This window comes from Methylocystis sp. S23, assembly GCF_054106005.1.
On record NZ_CM134185.1, the window covers coordinates 2,550,369 to 2,577,066 of the forward strand.

At 66.8% G+C, this 26,698-nt stretch carries 22 protein-coding genes; 17 read left to right on the top strand and 5 right to left on the bottom strand.

Annotation, left to right across the window (positions count from 1 at the left end):
• Window positions 1–16: 16 nt before the first annotated feature.
• Complete coding sequence (locus ACV7JP_RS12520; protein ID WP_457796006.1) at window positions 17–5,197, bottom strand: hypothetical protein; 5,181 nt, start codon at window positions 5,195–5,197, stop codon at window positions 17–19.
• 161 nt (window positions 5,198–5,358) lie between these two features.
• Between ACV7JP_RS12520 and ACV7JP_RS12525 the strand changes: the two genes are divergently transcribed.
• From ACV7JP_RS12525 to ACV7JP_RS12575, 11 genes are all read left to right on the top strand, one after another.
• Window positions 5,359–5,895 (top strand): hypothetical protein, encoded by a 537-nt coding sequence (locus tag ACV7JP_RS12525; RefSeq protein WP_457796007.1) that lies wholly within the window; start codon window positions 5,359–5,361, stop codon window positions 5,893–5,895.
• Window positions 5,896–5,998: 103 nt separating this feature from the next.
• Entirely contained in the window at window positions 5,999–6,400 is a 402-nt protein-coding gene (locus tag ACV7JP_RS12530; RefSeq protein ID WP_457796008.1) for an SH3 domain-containing protein, read from the top strand.
• A 332-nt stretch (window positions 6,401–6,732) separates the two neighbouring features.
• Window positions 6,733–8,388: a cytochrome-c oxidase, cbb3-type subunit I gene (gene ccoN / locus ACV7JP_RS12535; protein ID WP_457796009.1), complete on the top strand. Its 1,656-nt coding sequence runs from the start codon at window positions 6,733–6,735 to the stop codon at window positions 8,386–8,388.
• An 11-nt stretch (window positions 8,389–8,399) separates the two neighbouring features.
• Window positions 8,400–9,155 (top strand): cytochrome-c oxidase, cbb3-type subunit II, encoded by a 756-nt coding sequence (ccoO, locus tag ACV7JP_RS12540; RefSeq protein WP_457796010.1) that lies wholly within the window; start codon window positions 8,400–8,402, stop codon window positions 9,153–9,155.
• A 4-nt stretch (window positions 9,156–9,159) separates the two neighbouring features.
• The gene (locus ACV7JP_RS12545; protein ID WP_457796011.1) at window positions 9,160–9,348 is read left to right on the top strand and encodes a cbb3-type cytochrome oxidase subunit 3; all 189 of its coding nucleotides are present in this window, start codon (window positions 9,160–9,162) and stop codon (window positions 9,346–9,348) included.
• Window positions 9,332–10,231 carry a cytochrome-c oxidase, cbb3-type subunit III gene (gene ccoP / locus ACV7JP_RS12550; RefSeq protein ID WP_457796012.1) on the top strand — a complete coding sequence of 300 codons (900 nt, stop codon included), beginning with the start codon at window positions 9,332–9,334 and terminating at the stop codon, window positions 10,229–10,231. The genes ACV7JP_RS12545 and ccoP overlap by 17 nt, the downstream gene beginning before the upstream one ends.
• Window positions 10,232–10,393: 162 nt before the next feature.
• Entirely contained in the window at window positions 10,394–11,845 is a 1,452-nt protein-coding gene (ccoG, locus tag ACV7JP_RS12555) for a cytochrome c oxidase accessory protein CcoG (RefSeq protein ID WP_457796013.1), read from the top strand.
• Between the two features lie 21 nt (window positions 11,846–11,866).
• On the top strand, window positions 11,867–12,400 hold the full coding sequence (locus tag ACV7JP_RS12560; protein ID WP_457796014.1) for a FixH family protein: 534 nt from the start codon (window positions 11,867–11,869) through the stop codon (window positions 12,398–12,400).
• A 411-nt stretch (window positions 12,401–12,811) separates the two neighbouring features.
• Window positions 12,812–15,166 (top strand): heavy metal translocating P-type ATPase, encoded by a 2,355-nt coding sequence (locus tag ACV7JP_RS12565; RefSeq protein WP_457796015.1) that lies wholly within the window; start codon window positions 12,812–12,814, stop codon window positions 15,164–15,166.
• Complete coding sequence (ccoS, locus tag ACV7JP_RS12570; RefSeq protein ID WP_457796016.1) at window positions 15,163–15,318, top strand: cbb3-type cytochrome oxidase assembly protein CcoS; 156 nt, start codon at window positions 15,163–15,165, stop codon at window positions 15,316–15,318. The genes ACV7JP_RS12565 and ccoS overlap by 4 nt, the downstream gene beginning before the upstream one ends.
• Window positions 15,315–16,436, top strand: coding sequence for a hypothetical protein (locus tag ACV7JP_RS12575; protein WP_457796017.1), 1,122 nt, complete (start codon window positions 15,315–15,317; stop codon window positions 16,434–16,436). Before ccoS ends, ACV7JP_RS12575 begins: the two co-directional genes overlap by 4 nt.
• A 94-nt stretch (window positions 16,437–16,530) precedes the next feature.
• Here the strand turns inward: ACV7JP_RS12575 and ACV7JP_RS12580 are convergent, their stop codons facing one another.
• A complete protein-coding gene (locus ACV7JP_RS12580) occupies window positions 16,531–16,971 on the bottom strand; it encodes a cupin domain-containing protein (RefSeq protein ID WP_457796018.1) in 441 nt (146 codons plus the stop codon).
• Between the two features lie 463 nt (window positions 16,972–17,434).
• Here ACV7JP_RS12580 and ACV7JP_RS12585 point away from each other — a divergent pair, with 463 nt between their 5' ends.
• From ACV7JP_RS12585 to ACV7JP_RS12605, 5 genes are all read left to right on the top strand, one after another.
• Window positions 17,435–18,313, top strand: a complete 879-nt coding sequence (locus ACV7JP_RS12585; RefSeq protein ID WP_457796019.1) for a chorismate mutase — start codon at window positions 17,435–17,437, stop codon at window positions 18,311–18,313.
• 4 nt (window positions 18,314–18,317) lie between these two features.
• Window positions 18,318–19,430 (top strand): pyridoxal phosphate-dependent aminotransferase, encoded by a 1,113-nt coding sequence (locus tag ACV7JP_RS12590; protein WP_457796020.1) that lies wholly within the window; start codon window positions 18,318–18,320, stop codon window positions 19,428–19,430.
• Window positions 19,423–20,346 (top strand): prephenate/arogenate dehydrogenase family protein, encoded by a 924-nt coding sequence (locus ACV7JP_RS12595; RefSeq protein WP_457796021.1) that lies wholly within the window; start codon window positions 19,423–19,425, stop codon window positions 20,344–20,346. The genes ACV7JP_RS12590 and ACV7JP_RS12595 overlap by 8 nt, the downstream gene beginning before the upstream one ends.
• Window positions 20,347–20,481: 135 nt before the next feature.
• Window positions 20,482–21,162: a response regulator transcription factor gene (locus ACV7JP_RS12600; protein WP_457796022.1), complete on the top strand. Its 681-nt coding sequence runs from the start codon at window positions 20,482–20,484 to the stop codon at window positions 21,160–21,162.
• A 104-nt stretch (window positions 21,163–21,266) separates the two neighbouring features.
• Window positions 21,267–21,701 (top strand): hypothetical protein, encoded by a 435-nt coding sequence (locus ACV7JP_RS12605; protein WP_457796023.1) that lies wholly within the window; start codon window positions 21,267–21,269, stop codon window positions 21,699–21,701.
• Between the two features lie 7 nt (window positions 21,702–21,708).
• On the opposite strand, the gene ACV7JP_RS12610 is transcribed toward ACV7JP_RS12605, so the two are convergent.
• Window positions 21,709–22,032 carry a polyhydroxyalkanoic acid system family protein gene (locus ACV7JP_RS12610; RefSeq protein WP_457796024.1) on the bottom strand — a complete coding sequence of 108 codons (324 nt, stop codon included), beginning with the start codon at window positions 22,030–22,032 and terminating at the stop codon, window positions 21,709–21,711.
• Between the two features lie 192 nt (window positions 22,033–22,224).
• Here ACV7JP_RS12610 and ACV7JP_RS12615 point away from each other — a divergent pair, with 192 nt between their 5' ends.
• Window positions 22,225–24,567, top strand: a complete 2,343-nt coding sequence (locus tag ACV7JP_RS12615) for a sulfatase-like hydrolase/transferase (protein WP_457796025.1) — start codon at window positions 22,225–22,227, stop codon at window positions 24,565–24,567.
• A 182-nt stretch (window positions 24,568–24,749) separates the two neighbouring features.
• Here the strand turns inward: ACV7JP_RS12615 and glnA are convergent, their stop codons facing one another.
• Window positions 24,750–26,159 carry a type I glutamate--ammonia ligase gene (gene glnA, locus ACV7JP_RS12620; protein WP_457799080.1) on the bottom strand — a complete coding sequence of 470 codons (1,410 nt, stop codon included), beginning with the start codon at window positions 26,157–26,159 and terminating at the stop codon, window positions 24,750–24,752.
• 105 nt (window positions 26,160–26,264) lie between these two features.
• Entirely contained in the window at window positions 26,265–26,603 is a 339-nt protein-coding gene (locus tag ACV7JP_RS12625; RefSeq protein WP_457796026.1) for a P-II family nitrogen regulator, read from the bottom strand.
• Window positions 26,604–26,698: the final 95 nt, after the last annotated feature.

Consider the following 26,698-nt stretch of genomic DNA (forward strand, 5'->3'; position numbering starts at 1 on the left):
CGGCTTTCATGGCTAATCATTTGCTCTTTTTCATGCCGGCCTTGTCGAGGAGGTCGGCGACGATCTCCTCGGGCGGCGTTGCGGGCGGGGGCGACAGGCCGACGATCGCGGCGCGAATGGTCGTCGCGCTGGAATCCGCCGGAACGCGCGCTTCGAGGAAGTAGCGGCCGGGCGCGAGCTTCGCGACCTGACCCACGCCTTCGGCCAGCGTCTTGCCGGCGGCGTCGATGAGGCGCGCGCTCACGCGATCGGGTTCGGCGCGCACGCCAACGCCGATGTCGCTTTCGCGCTTCGTCTCGAAAGAGAAGAGCGCGCTCGCGCCGGGCGCGACGGCGATGGCGTCGTTCACGCCTTCATGCGCCTCGATCACATTCTGCGCGGCGATGTCGAGCGCGCCCGAAAGCGCGCCGTCATGCGGCGCATAGATGTCGAGCGTCGCATCGCCCGCCGCCATGTAGTGGCGGAACTCGACGCCGGCAGGGAATGCAAAAGTCTCGCGGCGGCCGTTCTGCGTGAAGGAGAGCAGCGCCGGCGCGCCGCTCGATGCGGTGAGCATCACGGGCGCGTCGCGCTTGACGGCGAAGCGCATGGCGGGACCTTCGAGCGTCACGCGGCTCGGCAAGTCCGCCGTGCGCGCCGCCGGCTGCGGCCAGGGCGCGGCGCCGCCGCGTTCGATCCAGGCGGCGACGAGGCCGGGCTTGTAGTCGAGCGCGATTTCGCCGGCGCCGTCGAGCGCAAGGTCGCGGCCGTGCAGGATGCGTCCGCTCTGCGAGATGAAAGTCGCATCGGCGCCGACGACGATCAGTCGGTCGTCCTTCTGCGCGTCGACGGGAAGCGAAATCTGCCCGGCGGCGCCGAAGAAGCGCTTGAGCGCGGTCTTCGTCGTCAGCGTCAGGGGCGTGTCCGTCGTTCGCGCGATGCGCGCGGGAAGCGGCGCATTCGTCATGTTGACGAGCAGCGCCCGCCCGCCGGCGCCGTGAAGGACGCGCGAGACGGCGGCGCCGTCGCCGAAGACGGCTCGCTTGTCGATGAAGGCCGCGACTCCGCCCGCGAGATCGAGGGCGAGCGGCGCGTCGGATTTCTCCATGTCGACGGGAAGCGCGCTCATCGGCGGAATAAGGCCCGCAAAGAGCGCGCCGCCGCTGACGGCCGGGAGCGTCGCGACGTCGAACGCGGAAAGCGTCGCGCGCATGGCGGCGGTGCTATCGGCGTTCCACAATTGCGGGGCGGCCTCGTCCGCGAGCGCCAACGCCGCGCCCTGCGCCACGCCCATGCCCTTGCCGGCGTCGATCGCCGGCTGCGCGAAGGTCGAGCGCGCGAGCCATAGGCGCGTCTTGCCGCGCGGCGCGCCGAGCGGCGGAAGATAGGCGCGTTCGGCTTCGCCAATGTCGAGCGCGACCTCCTGCCCAAGCCATTCGAAGGCGGCGACGTTCGCCTTGGCCTTGCAGTCGCGCGTGAGGAGCCACAGCGCCTGCGATTGCGGCGCGAGGACGCCGGCGCGCGCCGGGCGCAGCGGATGACCGGGGGCGGAGCCGGCGGCGATCGCCTCCGACGTCGTCAACTCGATGAGCGCGGCGTCGGGCGCCTCGATCTTGGCGACGCAAAGCTGCGGCGCCACGTCGACGCTGTCGAAGGAGACATCGCCGGCGCGGCGAGCGCGCGGCGCCAGCGCGCGGGCGACGACAGTGACGGGCTCGGCGGCGCCGTCGACGCTCCAGATCGTCGCGCGCCATTCACTTTTATCGTCCGCCGGCCAGGCGAGGACGGGCGCGAGGCCGCGATCGGCGCCGACGACGCGCCAGTCCTTCCCGTCGCGCCGCTCGATGGAGATGGCGGCTTCCGTCGCCGAGCGCGCTGCGACGATAGCGAGCGCGCCAGCGGGCGCCGGCGGCAAGGCGAAACGCTGCGCGCCGCCGCCCGTGAGCGTCGTTTCGCCTGTGAGAGCGAGAGGAACGCCGTCTTTCTCGTCCAAAAGCGCGAGACGCACCTCGACGCCGCTTTCATCTTCTTCCTGACCTTCGTCGGCGCCCGCGCTCTCTTCGGATGACGCGCCTTCGTCGCTGGCGTTCTCCGTCTCCTCGCCCGTCGCATCCGACGCCGAGTCGTCGCTTGGCGCATTGCGCGTCGCGCCGAGCTCTTCCAGCTCCAGCCGATAGGCGCCCGCCGGCAGGCGCCGCGACAGTGCGACGTTCCAGTCATTGGCGCGCGGCTCCAGCCGCTCGACCACGTCGCCCGAGGCGGTTTTCAGCGCGCCGATCGTCTCCTTGTCGCCGAAGGTCGAGAGGTCGACGACGCTCTCTTTGGCGAGATTGAATTCGAGCCGCGCCGGCAATTCGACGCGCTGCGGCGCGCCGGGCTGCAATTGCTTCGACGCCAGCGCGATCTCGTAATCGAGTCGGTCGTCATGCGAGAGACTCCTCGCCTCGACGCGATAATCGCCCGCGGCGAGCTTGCCTTTGAAGGGACGATCGCCGGCGACCTTGCCGACGCTTTCATTCTCGCCCTTCACAATGTCGCCGATCATGCCTTCGCCGATCGAAAGCTCGACGTCGGAGTCGCCCGCGAGCGTGAAGCGCCAGACGTCGGGCGCGCGCGGGGCGTCCTTCGCCTGCGGCTCGCGCCATTGCAGCTTCTGCGTCTTCTCGAAGGGCAGGGGGTGCGGGCCGTGACCGTTAAGCGCGGCTTCCGCGACGATCGGCTTGACGCGCGCGACCATGCGCGCCTCGACATCTTCCGGGCTCACGACAAGGCGATAGGCGCCGGGCTCGAAATGGCGCGTCTCGCGCTTGAAGGCGCCGGGCGTGGTCAGCGGCCAGCCGTCGGCGTCCTCAAGTCGCGCCCGCCAATCCTGCGTGAGGCTCGCAAGCTCGATGCGATAATCGCCGGCATGCGTGATCTCGATCGGGACGACGGCGCCCTTGCCCGGCGCGAGCGTGGCGCGCGCCTCGCCTTTGTCGGCGATCTTCGCCGTCGGCGTCAGCGTCGCGGGCGAGACGGCGAGGCCGAGATGGCCGTCGGACTCCTTCGCCGAGACGGCGGCGCGATAGGCGCCGGCGCGCAGATAGGCCGTCACCAGCGCGTTATGGCCTGGTCCGTTCGCCTCGCCTTCGCCGAGCTTCGGCGAAACGGCGGCGCCGATGCGCAGCGCGGTCTTCATGCGGCCGAGCGTCTCGATGCGATAGAGCCCGCCCTGCACGACGTCGAATTGCAGATTCTTCGTTTCGTCGCGTTTCAGGTCGAAGAACGCCGGACGGCCGGCGGCGGCGCGCGTTCGGCCCGTATCCTTGCTCTCCGGCTCGGGCGTGGAGACGAGCGTCTCGGGCAGGTGGAGCAGGCCAAGCGCACGCTCCTTTTCGGGCGCCGCGATTTTCGCCGTGACGAGCCGCTGCTCGTTCTCGGTCTTTTCCTCCGCGAAGACGAGCGGGACATCGGCGCCCGAGGCGTCGCGCGCGACGATCCTGCCGTCTTTCGGAACGCGCAAGGGGAGGGTCAACTCCTGGCCGGCCGACTGACGCAAGGCGAGCGGCGCCTTGGCGAGGTCCGCTGGCAGCGCGACAACGCGCGGGCCGATGAGAAGCTCGGGCGCGGCGTTGGCGAGGATGAGATAGGAGCCGTTCGACTCCAGCGCGCGTTCGCCGAAGGAAAGCGAGGCGCGGGAGGGCGCCGGCGTCGGCGCGGGCGCTGAAAGGCCGGGCGGGCCGAGCGTGACGTCCACGACGCCGCCGGCGCCGTTCAGGGGATCCAGCGTCAGGAGATAGAAGCCCGCGGCGAGGTCGTAGCGGGTCGCATCCTTGCCGCCGGCGCGCGGGGCCGCATTGCCGAGCGCGGGCTCGACGGTTGCGCGCAGCTTTACGCCCTTGGCGTCGATCGCGACGGGGCCGTCGCGCGTGGCTTCGAAGAGTAGCGACACGGGGCCGAACAGATTGAACCTGCCGCGCCACGCCTTGCCGGCGCCGATACGCGGGAGGTTGGAGGCGAGCACATTCGTGCGGCCGTCTTTCTCGATGCGCGCGAAGAGCGCGGTGAGCGGCGCCTCGTCGCCGCCTTCGCCGGCGACGTCGACGGAGACGAGATGCGGGCCAGAGGCCTCGAAGGTTTCGCGGTTCGACTGGCGCACGGCGCGCAGGCTGTAGCGCTGTCCCTCATAGCCCGTGATTTCCACCCGAGCGGGCGCGAGGCCGTCGCCGGCGAGCCGCAGGGACGCGACGGGCGCGCGGCTCGCCTTGCCGATAATCGCCACGTCACGCGCCGCCCCGCGCCGCGCCTCCAGCCGCGCCGGCGTCTGTTCCGGCAGTTCGAGCCGGAACGAGTCGTAGCTCGCCGGCGCCTCGTAGCGCGCCGAGCCGAAGGGGCCGATCGCGCCTTCCGCCACGCCCGCCGCGAGAAGCGCGGGTTCGGCGAGGCGCAGCAGGAAGGGTTGCGCGCTCGCGCCGTCCGACCAGGCGAGCTTCTCGCCGCCATAGGCCGTGACGACGTAGCGGCCGGCGGGGAGCTTGCCCTCCAGGCGCAGCCGGTTCATCGAGTGGCCCGGCTTGGTCTCGATCGTCGTACGCTCGAAGGGGAGTTCGACCAGCGCGCCGTCCGCCTGCCAGACGCGCAGGTCCTGCAGCGCGCGGCCGACCGCTTCGAGATAGACGGGATTGTCGTTCCTGACCTCGAGCGCAAAGGAACGTTGCTGCAGGTCGCCGAGCTCGCCGCTCTGTATGGCGCCCGGCGCGAGAAGGGTCCGCGCGGCCTCGACCTCGGCGAAGGGCTCGACGCTCACGCCGGCCTTGCCCTTCGCGTCTTTCACGGCGCCGATGCGCAGCTTGTAGACGCCCTTGTCGAGCAGGGCGTCGATGCGGCCGTCGCGCAGTCCCGCGGCGCCCGACGAGTCGAGCGGCCCGGCGATCATGTCGACAAGCTCGATGCGCGCCCCCGTGGGGCTCTTGGCGCGGATGGAATAGCGGCCGGGCGCCGGGATCGTCAGCAGGCTCGCGCCGTCCTTGTCGAGCGGAACCTCTTTCGGCGCGACGGCGACGGGCGCGGCCCTGGATTTCGTCTCGACGGTCTGATCCCTGGCGAAGGAGCCCGCCGGCGACAGAAGGTAGGCGGCCGCCGCGGTGAAGAAGGAAAAGGCGACGCGCCGTAGGAGGCGCCGATGGGGCGCGAGGGCGGCGCGAGCAGCCGCGTAACGGGAAGGGAGCCGGGTTATCATGCGACCTCCGGAGCGTGCGGCTGTGACGACGCTTGCCTGAGATAAGGAAGGCGAGCGCCCGCGAACAGGCCGGGTTTGAATTCGACGGAACAACTATGGAAAAGAACCGGCCGAGTCATAGATTGAACAATCCGTCCGTCAATCATCGAAGGAGACCCTATATGAGCCGCCGCGCGACGCTCGCCTCCTGCGCGCTGGGAGCGGCGCTGGCCGCTTCTCCCGCGCTGGCGCGACCCGGATGCGTCCATCAGGACGCATTCCTGTTCACCGACCCCACTTATACCGGCAATCTCATCGGCACGATCCCCGCCCCGGCTCCGGTGGAGGTGGTGCGCACGGGGCCCAAATGGAGCATTATTTCCTATGACGGGGAATCGGGATATGTCGCGACGCGGCATCTTTCTCCCGCTTCCGGGGCGCGTTCCGATCCGCCGCCGGGCCGTTACTATGACGCCAGCCGCACGATGCGCCGGGAGATTGATCCGCTGTTCGATTCCCATTGGCTGAATGGCGGGCGGTTCGCGGCGCGCGGCCGCCCGTTCGGCGGCTATTGGAGCGGATCGAACTATTTTGCGGGTTTCCGCCGGTCCTATTGGACGGACCGGGTCAACTGGCGGCGTGAAAGCTATCTCGCGCCGGACGATCCGGCCTGGGCCGCCTGCGGCGCGGGCGCCGCGCCGGGCCGCCGAAGGCGGTAAGAGGCTGTCACGAAGTTGAGACATGGCGTTTTTCTTCTAGACTGCGCCGACGGGTTTCGAATTGCGCCGGCGCACAGTCCGGACGCCATGACCAGGAGACGACATGCGGCGGTTCTTTTGCGCTTTGACGACGGCGTTCGCGCTTCTTGCCTCGATCGACGCCGCAATTTCACAAATCGTCACGCTCCACGAGCCGGTCGATCTGCGGGCGAAGCCGGGCGCGAAACGCGCGATCGTCGTCACGGCTCCCGCCGGCGCCGCGCTCGAAGTGCTGCGCGACGGGCGCGAATGGGCTTCCGTCTCCTTCGACGGCCGGCGCCTTTACGCTTCCGCCGCGCAGCTCGCCAATGCGACGCCGAGCGACCGGCCGGACCCCGATCCGACCTGCGATTACGGCTATCCCTATTCGGGCAGCGGACAGTTCTTCGCGCGTCCGCTCGCGCAACTGCGTCATGGCGAGCCGCTCGGATTCCTTTTCGGCTATCACCGATTCTATCCTTGCTGAACGCAGCCGCTTACATTCTGAAAAGCTGCGACATAAACGCGCGAAGACGCATTTTCGCGCACCGCCCCGCGATCGAAAATTCGAGTGGTCCGCGCCGAAACGCAGGCGGCGCCTAGCGCCGTCCATGTTGCAATTATTTGATCTGTGACAATTGCGCGCAGAAGCCGGCAGGGCCTGGGCTTTTTGATTCCTGTCAAATTCGCTATGTTGTTGCGCTGTACAATGCGCCTGTGTCTCGAGATCGAGCGCAATGAGACTTTGTCACGCTTTCCAGCCCGGACGGCGGTCTCGCATGCGCAAGAAATCGGCGGAAACCTCCAGAGGAAAACATCATGGAGCGTCCCCCTCTCATTGCGAAACAAATGAGCTTCGGCGAGAAGTCGCTGAGCGCCGTTTTCGTCGCCCTGGCGATCGCGACGGCCTTCATCGCGACCAAGGCCTATACGCCGGCTTACGCTTTTCATGCGGCGCTTTTCGCGCTGGGCTCCATCGGCGCCGTCGTCGCGATCTTCCTGCGCTATCGTGCGCGCGACCCGCAGCTTCCGCCCCTCACGATCGACGGGCGGCCCAATTATAATTACGGGCCGATCAAGTTCGCCTCGATCGCCGCGCTGTTCTGGGGCGTCGCGGGCTTCGTCGTCGGCCTCTACATCGCGCTCGAGCTCGCTTATCCGGCGCTCAATCTCGATCTCCCCTGGACCAATTTCGGACGCCTGCGGCCGCTGCACACGTCGGCGGTGATCTTCGCCTTCGGCGGCAATGTGCTGCTCGCGACGTCCTTCTATGTGATGCAACGCACGAGCCGCGCGCGCATCGCCGGCGACCTTGCGCCGTGGTTCGTCGTGCTGGGCTACAACTTTTTCATCCTGATCGCCGGCACCGGCTATCTGCTCGGCGTCACGCGCGGGCATGAATATGCCGAGCCGGAATGGTACGCGATCCTCTGGCTCGTCGTCGTGTGGGTGACCTATCTGCTCGTCTATCTCTTCACGCTGGCGCGCCGGACCGAGCCGCACATCTATGTGGCCAACTGGTTCTATCTCTCCTTCATCGTGACCGTCGCCGTGCTCGTGCTCGGCAACAACGCCGAAATTCCGATCTCCGTCTTCTCGCCAAAGTCCGTGATCGTGTGGGCTGGCGTGCAGGACGCCATGATCCAGTGGTGGTACGGCCACAACGCCGTCGGCTTCTTCCTCACCACCGGCTTCCTCGGCATCATGTATTATTTCATCCCCAAGCGCACCGGGCGGCCGATCTATTCCTACCGGCTCTCCATCGTGCATTTCTGGTCGCTGATCTTCCTCTATATCTGGGCCGGACCGCATCATCTGCATTACACCGCGCTGCCCGACTGGGCGCAGACGCTCGGCATGGTGTTCTCGGTCGTTCTGTGGATGCCCTCATGGGGCGGCATGATCAACGGCCTGATGACGCTGTCGGGCGCGTGGGACAAGCTGCGCACGGACCCCGTGCTGCGCATGCTCGTCGTGTCGGTGGCCTTTTACGGCATGTCGACCTTCGAGGGTCCGCTGATGTCGGTGAAGGCCGTGAACTCGCTCTCCCACTATACCGACTGGGGCATCGGCCATGTGCATTCCGGCTCGCTCGGCTGGGTCGCCTTCGTATCCTTCGGCGCGCTCTATTGCCTGATCCCCTGGGCGTTCAACAAGCGGCTCTATTCGCTGAAGCTCGTGAACTGGCACTTCTGGATCTCGACGATCGGCATCGTTTTCTACATCACCTCGATGTGGGTCGCCGGCATCATGCAGGGCCTCATGTGGCGCGCCTACACGCCGCAGGGCTTCCTCGAATATTCCTTCATCGAGACCACCGAGGCGCTGCATCCCGAATATGTCATCCGCGCCATCGGCGGCGGGCTCTTCGTCATCGGCGCGCTGATCATGGTCTACAATATCTGGCGAACCATCGCCTCGCCCGCCGTCGAGCCGTCGCAAGACGTCGCCGTGTCGCCCATGCCCGCCGAGTGAGGACGAAAGACATGTCGCAATCCTCTCAACATGCGCCCGCCGGGGGCGGGCTTCAGAAGATCCTCGAGACCAACTCGATCCTGCTCATCGTCGGCATTCTGCTGCTGGTGTCGATCGGCGGCGTCGTCGAGATCGTCCCGCTCTTCTATCTGAAGAACACGATCGAGAAGGTGGAGGGCGTGCGTCCCTACTCGCCGCTGGAGCTCGCGGGCTACAACATCTATGTCCGCGAGGGCTGCTACACCTGCCATTCGCAGATGATCCGCCCGCTGCGCGACGAGGTGGAGCGCTATGGCCACTACTCGCTCGCGGCGGAGAGCATGTACGACCATCCCTTCCAATGGGGCTCGAAGCGCACGGGGCCGGACCTCGCGCGCGTCGGCGGCAAATATTCGAACGACTGGCAGCGCGACCATCTGCGCGATCCGCGCGCGGTGGCGCCGCCCTCGATCATGCCGGGCTATCCCTTCCTCTCGCAGACGCCGCTCAAGGCCGAGCATATTGAGGAGCAGATGAAGACGCTGCGCATCGTGGGCGTGCCCTATACGGACGAGCAGATCGAGAACGCCCAGGCAGACCTGCTGGCGCAGGCCTCGCCCGACGCGCCCGGCGGCGCGGACATGCAGAAGCGCTACCCCAACGCCGTCTTCGCCGACTCGCCGTCGAAAGCCGGCGTGACGGAGGAAGACGCCCTCGTCGCCTATCTGCAGCACCTGGGCGTCTCGGTCGACTTCAAGCTCTATGACGACAAGGCCAACATCAGGTGACGCGATGAATGTTCAAGCCGCCGAAGCGGCCTCGGCCTATGAAAGCTGGCGATCCTTCGCCGGCTACTGGGGCCTGATTTTCTTCGGCCTGATCTTCCTGGGCGTCGTCGCTTACGCCTTCTGGCCGTCGCGCCGGAAGCAGTTCGAGCAGGACGCCCAAATCCCTTTCCGAGAGGATGACGACGATGTCTGAGGGCGCGTTTGACAAAGGCAAAGTGAGAGTGGACGACGTCAGCGGCGTGCCGACCACGGGCCATGAGTGGGACGGGATCGAGGAGCTGAACACGCCGCTGCCGCGCTGGTGGGTATGGACCTTCTGGATCACGATTCTGTGGGGCGTCGGCTACACGATCGTCTATCCGGCGTGGCCGACTGCGGGCGGCGGCACGCAGGGCCTCTTCGCCTGGAATTCGCGCATGCAGGTGGCGAACGAGGTCGCCGATCTGCAGACGACGCGCGGTCCGGTGCTCGACAAGATCAATGCGGCGCCGCTCGAAAGCATCGAATCCGATCCCGATCTTCTGGCGGCGGCGCGCATGATCGGCAAGACCGCCTTCGCGACGAATTGCGCCGCCTGCCACGGCGCCGGCGGGCAGGGCGCGAAAGGCTATGCGAACCTCAATGACGACGATTGGATCTGGGGCGGCAAGCTCGCCGACATCAAGCAGACGATCGAGCATGGCGTGCGCTGGGAGGCCGACAAGGCGACCCGCTCCTCCGCCATGCCGGCTTTCGGCCGCGACGGCATATTGACGCCCGAACAGATCTCCGCCGTCGCCGATCACGTGCGCACCTATGCGGAGACGCCGGACTCCGACGCGCCGACGCCGGAAGGCGAGAAGCTCTATGCGGAGAATTGCGCGAGCTGTCACGGCGTCGAAGGCAAGGGCAATCCGGAGATGGGCGCGCCCGCGCTTTACGATCAGGTGTGGCTCTACGGCTCCGACAAGCCCGCCATCGTCGCGCGCATCGCCAATGGCGGCGGCGCCGTGATGCCGGCCTGGAAGGACAGGCTCGACGACACGACGATCAAGGCGCTGACCGTTTATGTGCATTCCCTCGGCGGCGGGCAGTAGGGGAGGACTCTCCTTCTCCCGCGTGCGGGAGAAGGTATCGCGCCGAAGGCGTGACGGATGAGGGCGGCCCTCACCCGACCCCCGCTGACGCGGGGGCCACCCTCCCGCAAGCGGGAGAGGGAGTCGCGCCGATGACGCGGGAAACGGGAAACGAGTTCGACGATGTCCAGCGCTGACGCAGAGCACGCCATCCTCGACGAGCCTTTCGTCGAGGCCGCGCACAAGGTCTACAACAAGAAGGTCGACGGACATTTCCGCCGCATCAAATGGGGCATTCAGTTCGCGACGCTCGCGATCTATTACTTCCTGCCCTTCGTGCGCTGGCATCGCGGTCCCGACGCGCCGAGCCAGGCCGTGCTCGTCGATTTCCCGCATCGGCGCTTCTACTTCTTCTTCATCGAGATCTGGCCGCAGGAAGTCTATTACATCACGGGTCTTCTCATTCTCGCGTCCCTCGCGCTCTTTCTCATGAACGCCGTCGCGGGCCGCATCTGGTGCGGCTATATGTGTCCCCAGACGGTGTGGACCGATTTCTACATGACGACCGAGCGCTGGATCGAGGGCGACGCCCGCGACCGCATCAAGCTCGACGAAGGTCCGTGGACCGCCGCGAAGATCCGCAAGAAAATCGCCAAGCACTTCGTCTGGCTGCTGATCGCGTGGTGGACGGGCGGCGCCTGGGTTCTCTATTTCGCGGACGCGCCGACGCTCGTCTATAATCTTGCGACTTTCCAGCGGGGCGTGAGCGAGGCCTATCTCTGGATCGGCATTCTCACCTTCACGACCTATGTCTTCGCCGGATGGATGCGGGAGAAGCTGTGCCTCCACGCCTGTCCCTGGCCGCGCATTCAGGCGGCGCTGACCGACGAATATGCGCTCAACGTCACCTACCGATACGATCGCGGCGAGCCGCGCATGTCCTTGAAGCAGGCGACCGCCACGCGCGCCGCCGGCCAGCCTTCCGGCGATTGCGTCGATTGCGGGCAGTGCGTCGCGGTCTGTCCGACGGGCGTCGACATTAGAAAGGGCGCGCAGCTCGGCTGCATTCAATGCGGCCTGTGCATCGACGCCTGCGACGCGGTGATGGAGAAGATCCATCGTCCGCCGCGCCTCATCGGCTACGACACGGAGATGAACGTCAAGCGTCGCGAATGCGGCGAGGCCGCGGTCTACAAGCCGTTCCGCATGCGCACGGTTTTCTACGCCGTGCTCATCGTCGCCATTGGCGGCTTCATGTCGATCACGCTCATGACGCGCGGCGACATGCATGTCAGCGTGCTGCATGATCGCAACCCGCTGACCGTGCGCCTGAAGGATGGCGGCGCGCGCAACGGCTACACGATCCGCTTTTCCAACAAGAAGCCGGAGACGCGGCGCTTCGTCGTCGCCGTCGCGGGCCTTTCCGGCGCGCAGACCGAGATTGTGGGCGTCTCGCCTGACGATAAGGGCCAGGAGGTGATCGAGGTCGGGCCGGATCAAACCCGCGAAACGCGCGTTCTGCTGTCAGCCCACGGCGCGGCCGCCAGCAAGGGGCAGACGCCCGTCGTCTTCACCGCGACCGACGCCGAGACAGGCGCGTCGACCGCCGTGAAGGACGTCTTCATCTGGCCGTGAGGGCAAGACATGAGCATGATCATGAGCACGCGCAAACCTCTGCCGGAAACCGAACGCTTCTCCGACTACGAAGCCGGCGGCAAGCCGCTCAACGGCTGGAAGGTGCTGGCGATGATCGTCGGCTTCTTCCTCTTTGTCGGCGCCGTCAACGGCGTCATGATCTACAAGGCGGTGAAGACCTTCTCGGGGGAAGTCACGCCGCATCCTTACGAGCGCGGCCTCGCCTATAACCGAGACATCGCCCGCGCGCGCGAGCAGACGATGCGCGATTGGAAGGTGGGCGTCCGCCTGACGCGCCTGCCGACCGGCGAGACGGAAATTCGCGTCGCCGCGCGAGACGCGGAGGGCGTGGAGATTGCGGGCGTGGAAATGCGCGCCGCGCTCGCCGCCCCGGCGGATCTGTCGAAGGACGTGCAGTTGACGCTCGCCGAGACGGCGCCCGGCCGATTCACGGGCAGGGTCAAGGTCCCGGCGGGCCAGCGCGATCTGGTGCTGACGGCTTTACGCGGGGGCGAGGAAGTGTTTCGCTCGAGGAACAGGATCGAGATTGAATAGAGAGCCGCCAGGGCGACGCTCGAGCCGGGGGCAAAGTTGGCCTGACGCCCCTCGTGCTTCGAGACGCCTGCCCAAGTCGGGCAAGCCCGACTTGGGCAGGCTCCTCAGCATGATTGGCTTCTACATCTGCGCCAAGCGCTTAGGCCTCATCCTGAGGAATGAGCGAAGCTCGCGTCTCGAAGGACGAGGCCGCCCTCGGAGGTTTGTCGGCGAGCCGAGGGCGTCTGGAAGACGCCCGTCAAGCGACGGGCTATGGCGGGTTAGGGTGGGGTAAAGCCCATCTAAAGTCGCTACGGCGAGAACCCCACCCGGCGGCCTTTCGACCGCCGACCTCCCCGTAAAGGGGAGGTATGGGGGCTCCTCCCGCCAGATGGTTATTCGCCGATCGCCGGCGCCAAAAAGGGGGAGCGCATGACCGCCGCTTTCGATTTTGAGTCGCTCGTGACGCGCGGCGAAGACGGCGCTCGACGCTTCGAGGCGGCGGTGGACGGCATGACCTGCGCCGCCTGCATCGGCGAGATCGAGCAGGGCCTCGCCGATCTGCCCGGACTCGACCATGCGCGGGTGAACTACACCAACCGGCGACTCGCGCTCGAATGGCGCGACGAGCGCTTCGATCTTGCGGCGGCTTTCGAGCGCCTGCGCCGCATGGGCTATACGCTGCATCCCTTCGAGCTTGCCGAAAGCGAGCGAGAGGAAATCGAGACCTCGCGCTGGCTGCTGCGTTGCCTCGCCATCGCCGGCTTCGCGGCGATGAACATCATGTTGCTGTCGGTCGGCGTCTGGTTCGGCGTCGACATCGAGCCCTCGACGCGCGACCTCTTCCATGGCGTCTCGGCGCTCATCGCGCTTCCGGCGGCGGCCTTTGCGGGCCAGCCTTTCTTCAGGAGCGCCTTCGCGGCGCTGCGCGGGGGGCGTCTCAATATGGACGTGCCGATCTCGCTCGGCGTGCTGCTCGCGCTCGGCATGTCGGTCTATGAGACGCTGACGCATGCCGAGCACGCTTATTTCGACAGCGCGACCATGCTGCTGTCCTTCCTGCTGCTGGGCCGCTTTCTCGATGACGCCATGCGCCGCAAGACGCGCGCCGTCGCTGCCAATCTCGCCGCGCTGCGCGCGCCGCTCGCCTGCCGCTTGTCCGCCGACGGCGCCGAGACGCTCACGCCGCTCGCCAGGATCGCGCCGGGCGACATTGTGCTCGTGCGGCCCGGCGAGCGCCTGCCGGTCGACGGCGTTGTCGCGACGGGCTCCTCGCAGCTCGACGAGAGCCTCATCACCGGCGAGACGAAGCGGCGCAGCGTCGCCTGCGGCGATCAGGTTTTCGCCGGCAGCCTGAATTACGACGGCGCGCTGACGATCCGCGTCGAAGCGGCCAATGGCGCGACCTTGCTCGACGACATCGAACGCTTGCTGGAAAAGGCGACGAACGCCCGCTCGCGCTATGTGCGCCTCGCCGACCGCGTGTCGCGGCTCTATGCGCCCATGGTGCATCTCGCGGCGCTGTCCACGGCGCTTTTCTGGATGTGGCGCGGCGCGACCCTGCACGACGCGCTCGTCACGGCGATCTGCGTGCTCATCATCACCTGTCCCTGCGCGCTCGCGCTCGCCGTGCCGGCGGTGCAGGTCGTCGCAAGCGGCGCGCTGTTCCGCGCGGGCGTGCTGCTCAACAGCGCCGACGCCATTGAGCGTCTGGCGGAGGCCGACACGATCGTCTTCGACAAGACCGGCACGCTGACCGCGCCCGAGCCGCGCGTCGTGAATATGGCGGAGATCGACTCGCGCGTGATCGATCTCGCGGCTCGGCTCGCCCGCGCAAGCAATCATCCTTTGGCGCGCGCCGTCGCGCAGCAGCGCCCGACTGCGGTGACGCTCGAAGCGCAAGAGGAACATGGCCTCGGGGTCGCGGCGATGATCGACGGCGTCGAAGCGCGGCTCGGTTCGCCGCGCTTCTGCGGGCTCGAAGAACAGGCCGCCAGTCTCGGCGCGCTCGACGCAGATGTGTCGCTCGTCGCCTTCCGCCATGGCGACGCTTTTGCGCTCTTTCAGGTGCGGCAGACCTTGCGCAGCGACGCGGTCGAGACGATTGGCGCGCTCAAGGCGCTCGGCTATTCGATCGAGATTCTCTCCGGCGATCGCGCGGAGGCGGTGGAAGAAATCGCGCAGGCGCTCGGCGTCAAACAATGGTCCGGCGCGCTCAAGCCCGCCGGCAAGGTGGCGCGGCTCGATGCGCTGCGCGCGGCGGGACGCAAGGCGCTGATGGTCGGCGACGGCCTCAACGACGCGCCCGCGCTCTCCTCGGCTTATGTCTCCATCTCGCCCATCGAGGCGACGCAGATCACGCAAGCCGCGGCCGACGCGGTGTTCCTCGGCGAGCGCCTGGCGCCTGTCGTCGCGACGCTGGAGCTCGCGCGCAAGGCGCGCGCGCGGATGCGCGAGAATCTCGCCCTGTCGGTGATCTACAATGTCTTCGCCGTGCCGCTCGCCATGGCGGGATGGCTCACGCCGCTCATCGCGGCGGCGGCGATGTCGGGCTCGTCCGTCCTCGTGACGCTGAACGCGTTGCGGGCGGGGGCGGCGTCCGGGCGCCTCCAGTCCCCTCTCCCGCAAAGCGGGGGAGGGTTAGGGAGGGGGAACGCCAGCGCTACAATGCGGCAGCCTATCGAAGCGCCCCCTCTCCACCTCTCCCCCGCTTCGCGGGAGAGAGAGCGAATTGCCGCTGTCGACGACCTGCGGGATCAAGCGGCGAAACTGGAGGCGGCTGAGTGACCGTCCTTCTTTTCCTCATCCCGCTCGCGCTGCTGCTCGGCCTCGCCGCGCTCGTCGCTTTCATGTGGTCGCTCAAAAGCGGCCAGTTCGACGATCTCGACGGCGCGGCGCATCGCGTGTTGATGGATGACGACGTGGAGGACGACAAGTGAGCTCTCGGATGGAGCGCGGATTTATCGACGCGCTCGCCAAGGACGCATCGGCGGCGCAAGATGAAGACGGCATGCGCGCCGGTCAGATCGTCTGCGCTTGTCCCGCTTCTCTTCCGCGCGCGCAGAGCACCGATAATCGGCTGACGCTTGCGACGGGCTTCGGGCTCGCCGTGCTGGCGCAGGCGCTTGTTCTCACCGTGCTGCCGGAGCAGAGCCGGCTGATGGCGCCGATGGTTGCGCGCGTCGGCTGGCCCTTTGCGCTGCTTCTCGTCGGCGCGGCGCTGGCGAGCTTTCCGGCTGCGCTGCTCGTCGACGGCTTCGGCCGGCGCGCCGCCTTCGGCCTTGGCGCCTCGCTCGGCGCGGCGGGCGGGGCGCTTGCGGCCTTTTCCGTCGCCAAGGCCAATTTCTTCGGCCTTTGTCTCGGCGCCTTCTGGCTCGGGCTGGCGCAGGGCTTTGCGCTGTTTTATCGTCACATCGCCGCGCAGGGCGCGCCGCGCGACGGACTGATCGTGCTGGCGGGCGGCGCGGGCGCCGCGCTGCTGGCGCCGTTCCTCGTCTCGCTTGCCGGGTCGCCCGGCGCGACGCTGCTCGTCGCCTCGGGCCTGCATGTCGGCGGCCTGGCGCTTTCCGTTCGGATGCCGCATATGGTCGCGCGCGCACCGGGCAGGGACGAATGGCGTTTGTCGCGGAGCTTCGCGCTGGCCACCATTGGCGGCGCGTTCGCCTGGCTCGGGATGTCCGCCGGCATGCTGCACGGCCCGCTGACCCTGGCCGTCTGCGCGGCGACGCCCGCCTTCATCGGCGGCGCGATGGGCTGGCATCTCTTGTCGATGTATGGCCCGGCCGCGCTCGCCGCGCGCTTGCCGGGGCTTTTCCCGCCGGCGCCCTCATTGGGGGCCGGCCTCGCCATCCTGCTCGCGGGCTGGGGCGCGGTTCGCCTCGGCGCCTCGGCCGCGAGCGTCGCCATGGGCCTTGTCGCCATAGGGGCCGGCTGGGGCGTGGTCAATGTCGGCGCCCTGCGCCTTCTGCACGAAGGCGCGCGCCCGTCGCGCGCGGCCCTCGCCTTTCACGACCTGTGCCTGCTCGGCGCGGCCGCCGCCGGGGCGCTGATCGTCTGACGCCGGTTCCAGTTGTTTCGCCGTCATTGCTTCGCTCCGCTCGCAATGACGGCGGGAACCACATAGCGAAGCAATCAAGCGGAAACCGTACGACTTATCTGCTCTCTTTCGGGACGGGGATCAGCGAACCCTTGCCTTCCGGCATCGCCGCCGGCAGCAGCTCGAAATTCAGCAATACGACCGGCGTCGTCCCGATATTGCTTGACTCATGCGTCACCCCGCCCGTCTCGGTGAAGCAGTCGCCGGGCTTGTAGATCGTGGTCTTGCCTTCGATCTCATATTTCATTTCGCCGGACTGGATGCAGCGCAGGCCGGGGCCGAGATGGTGGTGGGCGTGCATGTAGCCGCCGGGATCCATGGTCACCTCGGTGACGCGGATGCGATATTTGCCGTTGAGCTCGGAAAGATGGCCGAGATCCAGAAGCTCGGCTTTCACCTTGGCGTGGAAGCCCCTGAGATCGACCCCGTCGGCGCGGGCGGGGCCGGACGGCAGGAGGCAGAGCAGGGCGAGGAAGGCGGCGAGCTTGTCGAGCATGGGGACCCTCTCATATTTTGCGCCACAATAGCCCGGTCGCAGCCTTTGATAAGCGACGTTGTCACTTTCGTCGAAAGACGGGAGCCGGGCATTGTTGATAAAATGGCGCCGACGCCCCTCGCGCTTCGAGACGCCTGCCGCGACGGGGCTTGCCCGAGATCGATCCTTAAATGCGCCGGGCAAGTCCGACTTGCGCAGGCTCCTCAGCGTGAGGGGCTTCTTTCCCGGCGCCAAACAGTTAGGCCTCATCCTGAGGAGCGAGCGAAGCTCGCGGCTCGAAGGATGAGGCCGCCCTCGGAGGTTTGTCGGCAAACTGGGATGTCTGAAAGACGTCCCCGCCCGGCGGTCTTCGCCGACCGGGGAGGCATGGGCGCCGACCCCTCCGGGATTATCGTTCACCCGATACCCTGCCTTGGGGGCCGCCCCCTTCACTCTTAGGCCCCGCTGTCCTAAGAGATGCGCCATGCGCGACACGCCCCAGCCTACCCTCGCCGTCGATGCGCTTGCCGAATTGCGCGGCGAGATCGACCGCATCGATCTCGAAATGCACCGGCTGCTCATGCAGCGCGGCGAGATCATCGACCGGCTGATCGCGGTCAAGCGCGCCCAGGGCGGCGGCTGCGCTTTCCGGCCGGACCGCGAGGCGCAGATGATGCGGGCGCTGGTGGAGCGCCATCGCGGCCTGTTGCCGGTCGACGCGGTCGAGGGCGTCTGGCGCGTCATCGTCTCGACCTTCACCTATGTGCAGGCGAATTATTCCGTCCACGCCGACGATTCGGGCGGCGACGCGCAGATGCGCGACAGCGCGCGCTTCCATTTCGGCTTCACTGTCCCCTACATGCCGCATCATGGCGCCGGGGCGGTGATCGACGCGGTCGCGGCGTCGGGCGGCGACCTCGGCATGTTGCGCGCGACCGGCGCGCTCGCCGACGGCGCCTGGTGGGTGCGGCTCATTGGCGAGGACAGGCCGAAGATCATCGCGCGGCTCCCCTTCGTCGAGCGGCCGGATCATCCGGCCGGACTGCCGGTCTTCATCGTGGCGCGTCCCGCCGCCGACGCCGCGTCGCGCGACATCATGCTCCATGCGATCAACCTCCCGCGCTGGTCGCATTCCATTCCCGCCGTCATTTCAACGCTCGAGGGCGAGATCCTCGCCAGCGCGCCCCATGCCGGCGGCCTGTCGCTGATGGTCGCCGCGCCGGGCCGGACAGCCGCCGAGCGCTTCGCGCAGGAACTGGCCGCGGCGGGCGTGAACGACGCCGGTGTGGAGCCGATCGGAAGCCATGCCGAGCGATACGAACTCAATGAAGCGCGCAGCGGCGTCTTCGCGCCAAGGAGCTGAGAATATGACGCGCCCCGTTCCCCGCCCCGGCGTGCTCGCGATCGACCCCTATGTGCCCGGCAAGAGCGCCGCGCCCGGCGCCGGCCGCGTCTACAAGCTCTCGGCCAATGAAACGCCGCTCGGCCCGTCGCCCGCCGCCGTGCAGGCGCTGCGCGACATGGCGCATGAGATCGCCATCTACCCGGAGGGGTCGTCGCGCAAGCTGCGCGAGGCGATCGGCGCGCGCCAGGGGCTCGATCCGGCGCGCATCATCATGGGCGCGGGCTCGGATAATATTCTGGAGCTGCTGGCGCTCGCTTATATCGGGCCGGGCGACGAAGGGCTTTACAGCCAGTACGGCTTCCTCGAATACAAGATCGTGACGCTCGCGGCCGGCGGCGTTCCGGTGGTCGCGCCGGAGACGAATTACACGGCGAGCGTCGATGCGCTGCTCGATCGGGTGACGGAAAGGACGAAGATCGTCTTTCTGGCGAACCCCAATAATCCGACCGGCAGCTATCTGCCGGCGTCCGAAGTCGCGCGGCTCGCGCAGAACCTGCCGCCGCGGACTCTGCTCGTCATCGACGCGGCCTATGCGGAATATGTGACGAACGCCGACTATGAGGCGGGGGTCGCGCTGGCGGACGCGCAAGAAAACGTCGTGATGACGCGCACTTTTTCGAAGATCTACGGCCTCGCCGGCCTGCGGCTCGGCTGGGGCTATGGCTCCCCGCACGTCATCGACGCGCTCAACCGCATCCGCTCGCCCTTCAATGTCTCGACCGCCGCCTCGGCCGCCGGAATCGCCGCGGTGAACGACGTCGCCCATATAGAGGCGGCCATCGCGCATAATTCGAAATGGCTCCCCTGGCTCGCCGGCGAGATTTCCGCGCTGGGGCTCGACGTGCTGCCGAGCGTCGCGAATTTCATCGCCATCCGCTTCCCCAGCGCGCCCGGCCTCACATCGGCCGACGCCGATCGTTTCCTCACCTCGCGCGGCCTGGTGCTGCGCGCCATCGGCGCTTACGGGATGGGCGAGTTCCTGCGCCTCACCATCGGCCCGCAGGAGGCGAACGAACGCGTCGTCGCCGCGCTTGCCGACTTCATGCAGGACGCGAAAGCCGTCGCGAATGGCTGAGGCGATCTTCAACCGCGTCGCGCTGATCGGCGCGGGCCTCATCGGCTCCTCCATCGCCCGCGCCGCGCGCGAATACGGCGCCGCGCGCGAAATCGCCATTCTCGACGCGTCGCCCGCCGTGATGGCCCGCGTGCGCGAGATCGGCGTCGCGGACGAGGCGAGCGGCGATCCGGCGCAGGCCTTGAAAGGCGCCGATCTCGTCGTGATCTGCACGCCCGTCGGCGTCTGCGGCGCGGTCGCGCGGTCGATTGCGCCGCATCTCGAAGCGGGCGCCATTCTCTCCGATGTCGGCTCGGTGAAGGGCGCGGTCGTCTCGCAGGTCGCGCCTCACGCGCCGGCGCATGTGCATTTCATCCCCGCGCATCCGATCGCGGGCACCGAATTTTCCGGTCCCGACGCGGGTTTCGCGACGCTTTTCCAAAATCGCTGGTGCATTCTCACGCCGCCCGAGAATGCGGACGCCAATGCGGTGCGGAAACTCGCCGACTTCTGGACGCGGATCGGCGCCAAGGTCGAGACGATGAGCGCCGACCATCATGACAAGGTGCTGGCGCTCACCAGCCATCTGCCGCATCTCATCGCTTACAATATTGTCGGGACGGCCGACGATTTCGGCGAGCAGACCCGCTCGGAAGTGATCAAGTTCTCCGCGTCGGGCTTTCGCGACTTCACGCGAATCGCCGCGTCGGACCCGACGATGTGGCGGGACATCTTCCTCAACAATCGCGAAGCGGTGCTCGAAATGCTCGGCCGCTTCAACGAGGATCTGAGCGCGCTTCAGCGCATGATCCGTCGCGGCGACGGCGAGGGCCTCTTCGACTTCTTCACCCGCACGCGCGGCATACGCCGCACGATCGTCGAGCAGGGGCAGGACACCGCCGCGCCGGATTTCGGGCGCCGGGGAGAATCGGCTTAGATTGCGCTCCTTCGCTTCGGAGCGCTTTCTCTGGAGCCGCGCTAAGTTCGCTCCCGCAGCGACAAAATCGCCCTTCAACTAGAACGGGGCCATATGCTAGAATCTTGGCGTTGAGGGCGGCGTTCAAGGTGTGACATGCCGACTGCCCATATTGCCTCGGAGAATTTGCGGGAGCTCGACGCGCTCTCGGCGCTGCTCGCGCGCGAAGGCCTCGTCGTCGAATCCGTTTCCGACGTGACGGCCCTGTTCGCCCGGCGCGATTTCGACGGCGCCGGCTGCATTGTCCTGAACGCTCCCACGGACGATTCCGCCGTCGAATTGACTTCCCGCTTGCGGGAGGAGTCATGCGAGGCTCTGCCCGTCATCGTCCTTTCCCCGCGCGCAGCGGTGTCGCTCGCCGTCGAGGCGATGAAGCGGGGAGCGGCCGACTTCATCGAAAAGCCCGTCGACGAGACGCGCCTGATCCGGGCGGTGCGGGAGGCGCTCGAATTGAGCCATGCGCGCGCCGAGGAGACGCGCCGCAAGCGGGAGCTCGCCGCGCGTTTTCGAACGCTGAGCGCGCGCGAGCGGGACGTGGTCGACGCCGTGCTCGGCGGGCGGGGCAATCGGGAAGTCGCGTCGCAGCTCGGCATCAAGCCGCGCACGGTTGAAACCCATCGTTCCAATGCGATGAGCAAATTGGGCGCGCGCACGCTCCCCGATCTCGTGCGTATCTGGCTCAATCTCGACGCCGGCCGGACGCGTCGAAGCGCGCATCTCGATGCGAGATTCCAACACTCGGAAACGCGCTGCGAAATGACTTTCCGAGGCGATTAGGTAGTTTCCCTCAATTGAGCGGAAAGCCCGCAGAGTCTAGGTTTTCCGCCAGTTTCGCGGCGTCGCCGCGGCGTGGCGTCCAGTGCGTTTCGGGGGAATCAGGCATGACCGAACTCGGTAAATTTGGGATCGCGCTCGCATCGAATGAAATTACCCTCAGCGCGTCTGTGACCCCCATGCATCGGACCTTGCTCGCAAGCTACCGGATGAATGCGCATCGGGGAGAGGATTCCGCGCGCGACCTCATCGTCAACGACCTTCGCAATTTCCTCGATCTCGGCGCGCTGGACCGCGCGACGGACCTCCTCATCGTCCTTGCGCTCTTCATGCGCGAGTCGACGCGCTGCGGCCGCCGCCTGACATTCGCAACCCGGCGTCATCGGGACGCCATCGCGCTCCAGCGCTGGCGCGGCGCGACGCGCGCGCATTACGCCGTCGGCAAGCGGCCCAACGCTCCGGCGAAGGCGCATCCGCCGAATTTGAGGCTCGTCGCGCCCGACGGCCGATGCGAAACGGTCGATGAGGAAGAGCGCGTCTGAAGTCGTTTCAGTTCTTTTTTGCGTCGATGCGCAGCGCGTCGTTGGCGTTTTGCGAAATGAAGCCCTGGAGCCCGCCGGCGAGCTTGGCGAGAAGCCAGGGCAATTGCACGTCGATGCGCACCACTTCCGGCAATACGGTCATCTGAGCCGTTGCGGTCTGGCCGACGGCCGCAACGCGGATCGTCGCGACGTCGCCCGACCACGTCACTTCCGATTTCGCGATCTTATCGACATATTCCCGCTGTAGCGCCGTGATCCGCTCGGCGAGACGCTTTTTGGCCGTCTCTACTCCGAGATTATGCGGAACCGTGATCGTAATCGTGCTCGACATGGCTTGCTCTCCGCTCAACGTGTGATGTAGGCGCCGCCGCCGGCAAAAGAAAGCGCCGGCCGGGCCGGCGCTTTCAACCGCTTTCGTCCGCCGTGGCGGCTTTCGCGCGGCGTGACGGTTAAGCCGTTTGAATTTCATAGTTTTTTCAGCACAGTCTTTGCCGGCCTGCCAGCCGATTCGGGGAGCAAACCCATGGGCTTTCTCAAGAGCGGTTTTCAATTTGGTTCGATTGGTTTCTGCGCCGCGGCGCTTTGCCTCGCCGGCGAGGCGGCGGCGCAAGGCGGCGGGAGCAGCCTTTATACGTCGGCGTCGCGCCTGCCGAATATTCTCATGATCCTCACGGACGACGTGGGCATCGATCAGATTCGCACCATGGGCTATGGCGGCGCGACGGCGCCGCCCACGCCGAACATCGACTCGATCGCCAATGCGGGCGTTCGCTTCCGCGACATGTGGGCGATGCCGGCCTGCTCGACGAGCCGCGGCGTGCTTTATACCGGCCGCTATCCGCTGCGGACGAGCCTCTACGCCGCGCTCGGGCCAGCCGACCTCGCCAACGCCATGATCTCCCCCTGGGAGGAGACGCTGCCCAAGCTGATGCGGCGCGCCGGCTATACGAGCGCGCTCTTCGGCAAGTTCCATGTGGGCCTGCAGGGCAACAATCCCTTCAGGCTCGCCATGCCCAACGCGCTCGGATGGGACTATTTTTCCGGCTGGCTCGACGAGACCGGCGACCCCTCGTCCATCGACACGACCGCCGGCGGCGTCGGCGCGCAGGGCCAATATGTCTGGGGCTATGTGCCCGGCTCCAAGAATGGCGGCGCGGATTTCGGCGCCTGCTATTCGCCCAATATGACCTGCCGGGCGATGAGCGCGGCCTATGGGGACAAGAATCCGCCGGGCCGCGCCTGCCGCGACAGCGGCGGCATTTTCGCGCCCGGTCAAGGCTGCGCGGGGCCGGCGCCGGCCCTCGACTTCTCGACGCTCAGCGCCCATTACGTCTCTCCGCTCGTGATCAATCGCGGCCAGATCGTCGAGCAGCCGCCGAGCACTGATCATCGGGCGCGCACCTACCGAAACATCGAGGCGACCAACGACGCGATCAACTGGATCCGGCAGCAGCAGGGGAGCGGCCGTCCGTGGATGGCGACCCTCGCCGTCGCGACCGTCCACACGCCGCTCCAGGCGCCGCCCATATCGCGCCTGCCGGCGGACGCGCTCGACACGAACGGGCTGGATCCCAGCAATCCGACGACCGGCTTCATTCTCTCCAATCAGATGATCGAGGCGATGGACGCCGACGTCGGACGGCTGCTCACCGAAACGGGGCTCGCGGTCAGGACGGAGGCCGGCGGGCTGCGGCTCCAGCTCGATCTCGCCAACACCATGGTCGTCTATGTCAACGACAATGGCTCGCTCGGCTCGACCGTGAGATGGCCCTTCGACCCGACCCGCGCCAAGGGAACGCCCTATCAGACGGGCGTGTGGACGCCGCTCGCCATTGCGGGGCCGTTGGTCAATCACCCCGGACGCTCGGTGACGTCGATGGTGAACATCGCCGATCTCTACGAGCTTTTCGGCGAGATCGCCGGGCTGAACGTGCATGCCGTCGTGACGCGCAAGCTCGACTCGCGGCCCATGCTCGCTTATCTGCGCAATCCGCAGCAGGCCGAGATACGCGGCTCCAATTTCACCCAGGTGGGGCCCAATGTTCAGGCGAATGGCGGCATGAACGGCCCCTGCCAGTTCGCCAATAGCTGCTCGCAGATTCCCGTCACCAAGAGCGTCTGCGAGGACAATGGCGGCGTCTGGTTCGGGACGGGCGCGACGGGAACCTATGGAGGAAAGTCGATTCCGCCGGCGGGCTTCACTTATTGCTGCCAGGTGCAGATCTGGCTGCATGACAACGGCATGACTCCGACCAAGGTGAATCCGGAAATCGGCGTCGCCCTGCGCAACACGCTCGGCTACAAGCTCGTGCGCAACAGCATGAACGACTATATCGAGGCGACCAATAGCTGCCATCAGAGGACGACCGACGAACTCTATCATGTCGACGAGGCCGTGCCGGTTCCGCAGATCGACACGTCGGACCGGCTGATTTCCAGGCCCTATGACGAGCGGCAAAAGCACATGCACGACGCCCTGTCGAAGGAGCTGGACGCGATCCTGGCTTCGCAGCCCGCCTGTCCCGGCGACGGCAATGGCGACGGCGTGGTGAACCAGCAGGATGTGAGCGACTATTACTGGATGGCGAGCCTCTCCGGCGGCGGCTCGAGCTGGTACGACCTCGACCAGAACGGGCTGACCAATTCGCAGGATCTGGCGATCGTTCAGGGGCATATGGGCGCGGTCTGCGGCGCGGCGGGCGCCGGCGGAACCGCCGCCGCTCCCGGGATCTGGGTGAATGGCGGGGCGACCGCGCCGGTCGCCGCGCCCGCCGTCAGCCAGTCCAGGCCCGCCAACGGTCCCGCCGCGCCAGCCAATTCGCCCGGCGGCGCCTCCGCGCCGACCTCGGCCGGCCCGATGAAGTGATCGGCCAAAGCCGGCTTCCTCGGCCGGTTGCGATCCTCGGCGGCTCCCGAGCCGCCGAGAGGCCGCGCGCAAACGAAAAAGGCCCCGGAAGCGCGGGCGATGCGCCGCGCTTCCGGGCCGATTTGCGTTCCGCCGCGCCGCGGCTCGAGATCAAGCCGCGACGACGGAAAGCCCCGAACGCCTTAGTAGGAGTAATACAGGTCGAACTCGACCGGGTGGGGCGTCATCTCGTAACGCATCAGCTCGGCATATTTCAGGTCGATCCAGGCCTGGATGAAGTCTTCGCTGAAGACGCCGCCATCCAGCAGATAGGCGTGGTCGGCCTTCAGCGAGTCGAGGGCCTCGCGCAGCGAGCCGCAGACGGTCGGAATCGCCTTCAGCTCTTCCGGCGGCAGGTCGTAAAGGTCCTTGTCGGCCGGCGCGCCCGGATCGATCTTGTTCTTGATGCCGTCGAGGCCGGCCATCAGCATGGCCGCGAAGGCGAGATAGGGATTCGCCGTCGGATCGGGGAAGCGAACCTCGATGCGCTTCGCCTTCGGGCTGTTCACGAAGGGGATGCGGCAGGAGGCCGAGCGGTTGCGCGAGGAATAGGCGAGCAGCACCGGCGCCTCATAGCCCGGGACCAGGCGCTTATAGGAGTTGGTCGACGGGTTGGTGAAGGCGTTCAGCGACTTGGCGTGCTTGATGATGCCGCCAATATACCACAGGCACTCCTGCGACAGGCCGGCATATTTGTCGCCCGCGAACACCGGCTTGCCTTCGCTCCAGATCGACTGGTGGACATGCATGCCCGAGCCGTTGTCGCCGAAGACCGGCTTCGGCATGAAGGTCGCCGTCTTGCCGTAGGAATGCGCGACCTGGTGGATCGCATATTTGTAGACCTGCAGGTGATCCGCGACGCGGACCAGCGTGTCGAACTTCAGGCCGAGCTCGTGCTGTGCGGAAGCGACCTCGTGGTGGTGCTTCTCGACCGCGACGCCCATGGCCGCCATGGCGGCGAGCATCTCGGAACGCATGTCCTGCGCCGAGTCGACCGGCGGGACCGGGAAGTAGCCGCCCTTGGTGCGGACGCGGTGGCCGAGATTGCCGCCCTCATAGGCGGTGTCGGAGTTCGACGGCAGCTCCGACGAATCGAGCTGGAAGCCCGTATTGTAGGGGTCGGCGGAGAAGCGCACGTCGTCGAAGACGAAGAATTCGGCTTCGGGACCGAAATAGGCGACGTCGCCAATGCCGAGCGTCTTGATATGCGCCATCGCCTTCTTGGCGATCGAGCGCGGATCGCGCGGATAGGGCTGGCCGGTGGTGGGCTCGACGACGTCGCAGACGATGACCAGCGTCGAAGCGGCGAAGAACGGATCCGTCGTGACGGTGTCGAGGTCGGGGATCAGCAGCATGTCCGACTCGTTGATCGCCTTCCAGCCGGCGATCGAGGAGCCGTCGAACGCAATGCCGTCCGTCAGCGCGTCCTCGTCGACGATCGACACGTCGAAGGTGACATGCTGCCACTTGCCGCGCGGATCGGTGAAGCGGAAGTCGACGTATTTTACGTCGTTGTCCTTGATCTGCTTGATTACGTCCTTGGCCGTTGTCATGTCGATCCTTGCCTCTTCCCTGGTTTTGTTGGCGGCGTTGGTCTTTGGCGTTTCGGCGCGGCGAAACAGTCTCTCGAGGAAGCTCATGATGATGGGCTCGAAAAGCTAGATGGCGTCCACGCCGGTTTCCCCGGTGCGGATTCTGATCGCGCCTTCGACGTTCGAAACAAAAATCTTGCCATCTCCGATGCGGCCGGTTTGGGCGGCCGTTCGAATGGCCTCGACGGCGCGATCCACGGCCTCGTCCGCAAGAACGATCTCGATTTTCACTTTCGGCAGGAAATCAACGACATATTCGGCGCCCCGATAAAGTTCGGTGTGCCCCTTCTGGCGGCCGAAGCCCTTCGCCTCGGTGACGGTGATGCCCTGCAGCCCCGCCGCCTGCAGCGCCTCTTTCACTTCATCGAGTTTGAAAGGCTTGATGATCGCCTCGATTTTCTTCATCGCTTATCCCCGCTGCGCCTAAGCTACCGCCCGCACGCGCGCTTCGCTTCCACCGACGCCGCCGAGCTTCTACCATCTGAGCGATTTCCACGCCA